Below are 7,862 nucleotides of genomic sequence, written 5' to 3'. Positions count from 1 at the left end.
ACGTCATAATGAATTTCATTATGTGTTCACTCTTAAGACTTGATATTTTTTTGCGTCCGGAGACGCTTGATATCAATCCTGCGAGTGCCCACACAGATTGTCTGATAAATTGTTAAAGAGCGTTGCGAGCAGTGCTTTCGCTTCCTGCCGCGAGGTGGCGTATATTACGCTTTCCTCCTTCAGAGTCAACCTCTTTTTCAGAAGTTTTCCTCCGGCGATTCAGCTTCCTGAACCTCCTGAGCCGCTGGCCTGTAAGCCGTTGTGCCGTCTCAGTGGTTGCGCATTATAGGGAGTTCTTGACGGCTGACAACCCCTAATTACAAAAAAACATTCGATCGACTAAAAAACGCGCTCTGACGGCTAAAAAGCACTGTTATTGGTGGCTTAATAAGCAAAAATGGGCCCGAAGGCCCATTTTTATTTGCTATGACTGTTACTGCGTAGCCACTATAGCGCCATCCTGCACGTCCATTTCTATCGTTTTCCCCGGAACCAGCTGGCCAGAAAGTATCTGTTGTGCCAGCGGGTTCTCGATCTGCTGCTGAATTGCGCGTTTTAACGGCCTTGCCCCATATACCGGGTCGTAACCGTTTTCGCCCAGCAGCTGCAGAGCGGCATCAGAAATATGTAGTTCATAGCCGCGATCGGTCAAACGATCGTACAGACGCTGCAGCTGAATTTTAGCAATAGAGGCAATGTGTTTTTCGCCCAGCGGATGGAAGACCACCAGCTCATCAATACGGTTGATAAACTCCGGACGGAAATGCTGCCCTACCACATTCATAACGACATCTTTCATTTCCGCATAGCTTAACGCGCCAAAACGTTCCTGAATCAGATCGGAACCCAGGTTCGAGGTCATAATGACCACGGTATTGCGGAAATCAACCGTTCTGCCCTGTCCATCCGTCAGGCGGCCGTCATCCAGCACCTGCAGCAGAATATTGAATACGTCCGGATGCGCTTTCTCTATCTCGTCCAGCAAAATGACGGAGTAAGGGCGACGGCGCACGGCCTCGGTCAGATAGCCGCCCTCTTCGTAGCCAACATAGCCAGGAGGTGCGCCCACCAGACGCGATACCGAATGTTTTTCCATAAACTCCGACATATCCAGCCGCACCATTGCGTCATCGCTGTCGAACATAAAGTTAGCCAGCGCTTTACATAGCTCGGTTTTACCCACGCCCGTCGGGCCAAGGAACAGGAATGAGCCAATCGGGCGATTCGGATCGGCCAGACCTGCACGACTGCGGCGGATTGCATTAGAAACCGCTTCGACAGCTTCATCCTGTCCGATGACGCGCTGATGCAGCTCCTGTTCCATACGCAGCAGCTTGTCGCGCTCGCCTTCCATCATGCGATCCACAGGGATACCGGTCCAGCGAGCCAGCACGTCCGCAATCTCGACGTCCGTCACGCGGTTACGCAGCAGCCGCATCGTTTTCCCTTCCGCCTGCGTGGCGGCAGCCAGCTGTTTTTCCAGCTCCGGGATTTTGCCGTATTGCAATTCCGACATCTGTGCCAGGTCACCGGTGCGACGCGCCTGCTCCAGCGACAGCTTCGCCTGTTCCAGATCCGCTTTAATAGTTTGCGTGCCGGACAGCGAGGCTTTCTCTGCTTTCCATTCTTCTTCCAGCTCTGAATAGTCGCGCTCTTTCTGACTCAGCTCTTCTTCAAGCATCTCCAGTCGTTTGATACTGGCATCGTCAGACTCTTTTTTCAGCGCCTGCTGTTCCAGCTTCAGCTGAATGATACGGCGCTCCAGACGATCCAGCGCTTCCGGCTTGGAGTCAATCTGCATACGAATGCTGGAAGCCGCCTCGTCAATCAGGTCGATAGCCTTATCCGGCAGCTGCCTGTCGGCGATATAACGGTGCGACAGCGTAGCCGCAGCCACGATAGCCGGGTCGGTAATCTGCACATGGTGATGCAGCTCGTAGCGCTCTTTCAGCCCGCGCAGAATAGCGATGGTGTCTTCCACGCTTGGCTCCGCCACGAAGACTTTCTGGAAACGACGCTCCAGCGCCGCATCCTTCTCTATATACTGGCGATACTCATCCAGCGTGGTGGCGCCGACGCAGTGCAGCTCACCGCGAGCCAGCGCCGGTTTCAGCATGTTGCCGGCATCCATCGCGCCGTCCGCTTTTCCCGCGCCAACCATGGTGTGCAGCTCGTCAATAAACAGGATGACGTTGCCTTCCTGTTTGGACAGGTCATTGAGCACGCCTTTCAGGCGCTCTTCAAATTCGCCGCGATACTTAGCGCCCGCCACCAGCGCGCCCATATCCAGCGCCAGCACCCGGCGACCTTTCAGCCCTTCCGGCACTTCGCCATTGATAATGCGCTGCGCCAGCCCTTCCACAATTGCGGTTTTACCGACGCCAGGCTCGCCAATCAGCACCGGGTTGTTTTTGGTACGGCGTTGCAGAACCTGGATGGTGCGACGGATTTCCTCATCACGGCCGATAACCGGATCCAGTTTTCCTTTCTCCGCTCGCTCGGTCAGGTCGATAGTGTATTTATTAAGGGCCTGGCGCTGATCTTCAGCTCCCTGATCGTTCACGGTTTCGCCTCCACGCAGCTGGTCAATGGCGCGCTGGAGTTTTTCGCTGGTCGCCCCGGCAGATTTCAACAAATCAGCCAGCGAGCCTCGCGAGTCGAGCGCGGCCAGAACAAAAAGTTCCGATGAGATAAAGTTGTCGGCGCGCTTTTGCGCCAGTTTGTCGCACAGATTCAGCACGCGCACCAGGTCGGCGGAAGGCTGTACGTCGCCATCCGCACCTTCAACCTGAGGCAAGCGGCTGATAGCCTGCTCAACGCCGTTGCGCAGTGCGGCAACATCCACGCCGGCTGAAGTCAGTAAAGGAGAGACAGAGCCGCCTTCCTGTTTGAGCAGAGCGCTCATCAGATGCAGCGGTTCAATAAATTGGTTGTCGCGCCCAAGCGCTAAAGACTGGGCATCGGCGAGAGCAAGCTGGAATTTATTAGTAAGACGATCCAGACGCATAATTCCCCCATTCAGGTCAAATTGCTACTGGAGATTAAATGAGGTCTTCCCTCAAATTTTCAAGTTAAATGACCGGAATATTTTGGTGAAAAAAAGCACAACCCGGACCGTCTTATGCGGACAGGTTAACTCAGCCAGACCAAACTTGCCATTCGACCTGTTACGCCATCGCGTCTGTAGGAAAAAAATTGGTCAGGCTGCGAGAAAGTGCACAGCCCGCCACCAGTGAAGTGGCGCACGCCTTTGCGCTGTAGCCGCAGACGCGCAAGCTGCCAGATATCGGCGTAATATTTATCGCCCGAGGGCGTAAAAGCAGCGGCATCTTCCGCATCCTGCGCTATAAATGCCTGCCGCACTTCTGCGCCGACCTCAAAAGCCTGCGGGCCAATTGCCGGCCCGAACCAGACCATGATCTCTTCCGACGGGGCCGTAAAGGCCGCCAGCGTCGCCTCCAGCACGCCTGCGCACAATCCCCGCCAGCCGGCATGAGCCGCAGCAACCTCTTTCCCATCCTGCGAGCAGAACAAAACCGGCAGGCAATCCGCCGTCATTACCGCGCAAACCACGCCGGGCTGACGGGTATAAACGGCATCAGCCTGTAGGGAAGCGGGTGCTTCACCGGTAAGCGCAAGGACATTGACGCCGTGAACCTGCTCCAGCCAGACTGGCATAGCGGGCATTGACGCCAGCGTAACCAGACGCTCGCGATTGTGCTGCACCGCTGCGGCCCGATCGCCGACATGCGTCCCGAGGTTCAGCGAATCCCAGGGAGCATGGCTGACGCCATCACGGCGCGTGGTGCTACAGGCCCGCACGTTGGCGGGCGCATTCCATTCAGGCGTAAGCAGGCTCATTACCAGTCCAGCTGGTCTTTAAATTCTTCGGTATCCGCTTTTAACGCCTCAATCAATTCGACCATGTCCTGCGGCAGCGGCGCATGCCATTCCATCTCAATACCGGTGACGGGATGATAAAGACGTAGCATGGTGGCGTGCAGCGCCTGACGATCGAATTTACGCAGCGTACCGATAAAATTCTCCGAGGCACCTTTTGGCGGACGCGGACGACCGCCATACAGCGGATCGCCCACCAGCGGATGGCTGATATGAGACATATGCACGCGGATCTGGTGAGTACGGCCTGTTTCGAGACGCAGACGCAGGCGCGTATGGGCACGGAAATGCTCCATAATGCGATAGTGCGTGGTAGCCGGTTTGCCCATTGGATGAACCGCCATATGCGTCCGCTTGGTCGAGTGACGGCTAATCGGCTCATTAACCGTGCCGCCCGCCGTCATCCTGCCAATTGCCACCGCTTCATACTCACGGGTGAATTCACGCAGCTGTAAAGATTCTACCAGGTGCGTCTGCGCAGGTACCGTTTTAGCCACCACCATCAGGCCAGTGGTGTCTTTGTCCAGACGGTGCACAATGCCCGCACGCGGCACATCTGCAATAGCCGGATAATGATAAAGCAGCGCGTTCAGCACCGTACCGTCGGGATTACCGGCGCCCGGATGCACCACCAGATCGCGTGGTTTGTTGATAACCAGAATATCGTCATCTTCATAAACGATGTTCAGCGGGATGTTTTGCGCTTCCCAGCGCGCTTCTTCTTCTATCTCCGCTTCGATAGCGATTTGTTCGCCACCGAGCAGTTTTTCTCTCGGTTTGTCGATGATTACGCCGTTGACGCTGATGCGTCGGTCGAGAATCCACTCTTTTATACGAGATCTTGAATAATCAGGGAACAATTCGGCCAAAGCCTGATCTAAGCGTTGTCCGAGTTGCGATTCGGAGACCGTTGCGTTGAGTTTTACTTGTTGTGCCATAAACAGCTTCTTCGTTAACGTTGGGTTTTCACGGCGATGCCGTTTAATATAATGTGCTATTGTACCTGGTCACTATCGGGAGCTACATGGACAGCTTCCTGAATAACACTCTGAGGATAATCAAATCGTCATGACGCGTATGAAATATCTGGTGGCTGCAGCCACGTTGAGCCTGGCATTAGCGGGTTGTTCCGGCTCGAAGGATACGGTGCCCGATAGCCCGCCTTCCGAGATCTATGCCACAGCCCAGCAAAAACTGCAGGACGGTAACTTTAAAGGAGCAATAACGCAACTGGAAGCGCTTGATAACCGCTATCCGTTCGGGCCTTACTCCCAGCAAGTTCAGCTGGACCTGATCTACGCTTACTATAAAAATGCCGATTTACCGCTGGCGCAGGCCGCGATCGACCGCTTTATGCGTCTGAATCCAACCCACCCGAATATCGATTACGTGATTTATATGCGTGGTCTGACGGATATGGCGCTTGATGACAGCGCGCTGCAGGGCTTTTTCGGTATCGATCGTTCCGATCGCGATCCTTCTCACGCGCGTGATGCCTTCCACGACTTCTCTCAGCTGCTGCGCGGTTACCCGAACAGTCAGTACGCGGCGGACGCAAGAAAGCGCCTTATCTATCTGAAAGATCGTCTGGCGAAGTATGAGCTTTCCGTGGCGCAATTCTACACCAAGCGTGAAGCTTATGTCGCTGTTGTTAATCGCGTTGAGCAAATGATGAAAGATTATCCGGATACGCAGGCGACGCGCCAGGCGCTGCCGCTGATGGAAAATGCTTATCGTAAGATGCAGCTGACCGCAGAAGCGGACAAAGTAGCGAAACTTATCGCGGCCAATCAGGCTTAACATAAAAATGGCAGCGTTCGCGCTGCCCTTTTTTTCACCGGCGTCTGGCATATTACGCTGTTTCACCGGTAAGTTAACTTACCTATCATGCCTGTGAAAAAACCTCCCTACAAGCGCCTTCGCTACGATTACCAGCCTGCCTCACAAAATCTTCACTTTTGACAAAAAGTGACAAAATAAAGTGATGCAAATCACGCATTACGCCCTTTTCCAGGATATGCTTACTCTACATTCGACGGAAATGATTAGAGGTAAGCACTATGGTTCTGAACATTACCAGCAAGCAAATGGACATCACCCCGGCTATCCGCCAACATGTCGAAGAGCGTCTCGCCAAACTGGAAAAATGGCAAACCCATCTGATTAATCCGCATATCGTGCTTTCCAAAGAGCCGAAAGAATACGTTGCCGATGCCACTATCAACACGCCGAACGGCCCGCTGATTGCCAGCGCCAAACATGATGATATGTATGCGGCCATCAACGAACTGATCAATAAGCTGGAGCGTCAGCTGAACAAGGTTCAGCACAAGGGCGAAGCGAAGCGCGCCCAGGCCAGCGTTAAAGATATAAGCGTTATCGATCAGGAACTGGATTAAAGATAATAACGCGCCTGCGGGCGCGTTTTTTATTGTTCTAATAAAATGAAATAAAAGGATTTATTTTAATAGATGTCCACATATCGACCACATCGACCAAACCAGCCCCTTTTGACGGGGCTTTTTTTGATCTACACAGGTCTCCGGGTGGAATAATATTAATTTTTATACAGCCGGGATGGATACCAAATCCTTCCGTTTCAGTATGGGTTTTATGATAAATTGGCCATGTAGCCGATCGTATTTATCATAAGGAAAGGAGATTCAGGATGAGTCAAAGGTCAGAAATAATTGATGGCAAAAAAGCTGCCGTTTTCAATAGAGGCCTGGTTTATACGGAAGTGCTGGGCTGGGTAGATCTTGGACATGCTCAGGGTACAGATATAATTGAATTGCTAAGGAAAATACGACAGGGGGAAGCTTCCGGAAAAGAATTTTATGATGTGACTTACTCTCAGGGTATGACGTCTTCATATGGACTGGCTCGATCAGGAAAAGTAATGACGTGGCGCTTAAGACATGGTCGCCCTTACTCTGAACAAAAAAGTATCGCGCTGGCGATGATGATGGCTATAGCGAGACAGTTCGAAATATTTCAGAGTTCATTCCCTAATAACCTGGTCACTGATAGCGGATTTAGCGGTGAAGATCTGGTGTCCGATCTGCTGGGATTTTACCGCGTCGTATCCGATCAAAACATCTTCCCCATATTACGGCCGGTCAGTAAAGCAGAAGCTCTTAAGCGCTGGGATTATTATGGTAAAATCGGCAACTGGCAAAACGATACGTTCCAGCCTCTGCTGTTCCCCGACCCGGAAAAATTCCCTCATGCAAGGCCGCGCATGGGAGTACTGCCAAAGTTTATGCAAAACGTTACCCCATATAGCAACTTCTCATCAGGAAATGTGATCCGTTCCCGTAATGATAAAACATTTGTTGTTCTGGGAGCAGAGAATGGCAGGATGGGATTGTGAAGAAATTTATAGCGGTACTTGCTGTTGTGCTACTACTCTGCGGAATAGCGTTCGTTTTTATCTGGCCAGTTCTGAGAATGGAATTTGCCAGTAGTGCGCATTATACCGAGCAGGATAAACGCGAATATAAGTATTACACACCTGAATTATTGAAGAAAATGCCAAGAATTTCTAAAGATTATGAATTTCACTATACAAATATTAGTGGGCCCCAGGCTTTTGTATTTGGCATACATTTTAACGGTACAACCGAGACAAGTAGGATCCGTAAATACCTTATTTCTGAAGGATATATACCGCAAAAAGAATGCCAGGTTCAAGCTGAATGCTGGCGTTCTCCACGGAACAACGATGTCGTATCGTTATATAAACTGGTGGAATTTAATGAAGCTGGAGTTGAGATCTACCGCAGGCCTAACAAAAAATAGTAAGTGTAAGTATCCAGAGAAAAGCCAGCTCGCAGACTGGTTTTCTCTTTTCCCTGGTGCTGGTCACTCATGCCTTTCCCGCACCGTTGTAATAAATTTGTAGTAGCAGTCATCACACAGCGCATCGTCATTGGCCAACAGCCGTGCAAAAAAACGCCGCC

At 51.9% G+C, this 7,862-nt stretch carries 7 protein-coding genes; 4 read left to right on the top strand and 3 right to left on the bottom strand.

What is annotated here, in order from left to right; translation table 11 throughout:
• Window positions 1-433: 433 nt before the first annotated feature.
• The 3 genes from clpB to rluD all read right to left on the bottom strand — a co-directional run bounded on the left by clpB (window position 434) and on the right by rluD (window position 4,838).
• The gene (gene clpB / locus ACA373_RS14655; RefSeq protein ID WP_253459031.1) at window positions 434-3,007 is read right to left on the bottom strand and encodes an ATP-dependent chaperone ClpB; all 2,574 of its coding nucleotides are present in this window, start codon (window positions 3,005-3,007) and stop codon (window positions 434-436) included.
• Between the two features lie 125 nt (window positions 3,008-3,132).
• A complete protein-coding gene (yfiH, locus tag ACA373_RS14650) occupies window positions 3,133-3,861 on the bottom strand; it encodes a purine nucleoside phosphorylase YfiH (protein ID WP_253459027.1) in 729 nt (242 codons plus the stop codon).
• Window positions 3,861-4,838 carry a 23S rRNA pseudouridine(1911/1915/1917) synthase RluD gene (rluD, locus tag ACA373_RS14645; RefSeq protein ID WP_253459024.1) on the bottom strand — a complete coding sequence of 326 codons (978 nt, stop codon included), beginning with the start codon at window positions 4,836-4,838 and terminating at the stop codon, window positions 3,861-3,863. Before rluD ends, yfiH begins: the two co-directional genes overlap by 1 nt.
• A gap of 130 nt (window positions 4,839-4,968) precedes the next feature.
• Here rluD and bamD point away from each other — a divergent pair, with 130 nt between their 5' ends.
• From bamD to ACA373_RS14625, 4 genes are all read left to right on the top strand, one after another.
• The gene (bamD, locus tag ACA373_RS14640; RefSeq protein ID WP_370734717.1) at window positions 4,969-5,700 is read left to right on the top strand and encodes an outer membrane protein assembly factor BamD; all 732 of its coding nucleotides are present in this window, start codon (window positions 4,969-4,971) and stop codon (window positions 5,698-5,700) included.
• Window positions 5,701-5,960: 260 nt separating this feature from the next.
• Window positions 5,961-6,299, top strand: coding sequence for a ribosome-associated translation inhibitor RaiA (raiA, locus tag ACA373_RS14635; protein WP_253459021.1), 339 nt, complete (start codon window positions 5,961-5,963; stop codon window positions 6,297-6,299).
• Between the two features lie 269 nt (window positions 6,300-6,568).
• Window positions 6,569-7,273: a hypothetical protein gene (locus ACA373_RS14630; protein WP_370734716.1), complete on the top strand. Its 705-nt coding sequence runs from the start codon at window positions 6,569-6,571 to the stop codon at window positions 7,271-7,273.
• Window positions 7,270-7,701: a hypothetical protein gene (locus ACA373_RS14625; RefSeq protein ID WP_253459016.1), complete on the top strand. Its 432-nt coding sequence runs from the start codon at window positions 7,270-7,272 to the stop codon at window positions 7,699-7,701. Before ACA373_RS14630 ends, ACA373_RS14625 begins: the two co-directional genes overlap by 4 nt.
• Window positions 7,702-7,862: the final 161 nt, after the last annotated feature.

The sequence above is a fragment of the Erwinia sp. STN24 genome (assembly GCF_041320675.1).
GTDB classification, from domain to species: Bacteria; Pseudomonadota; Gammaproteobacteria; order Enterobacterales; family Enterobacteriaceae; genus Erwinia; species Erwinia aeris.
The sequence above is the reverse complement of the archived record's forward strand: the minus strand, read 5'-3'. Positions and strand labels throughout refer to the sequence as shown.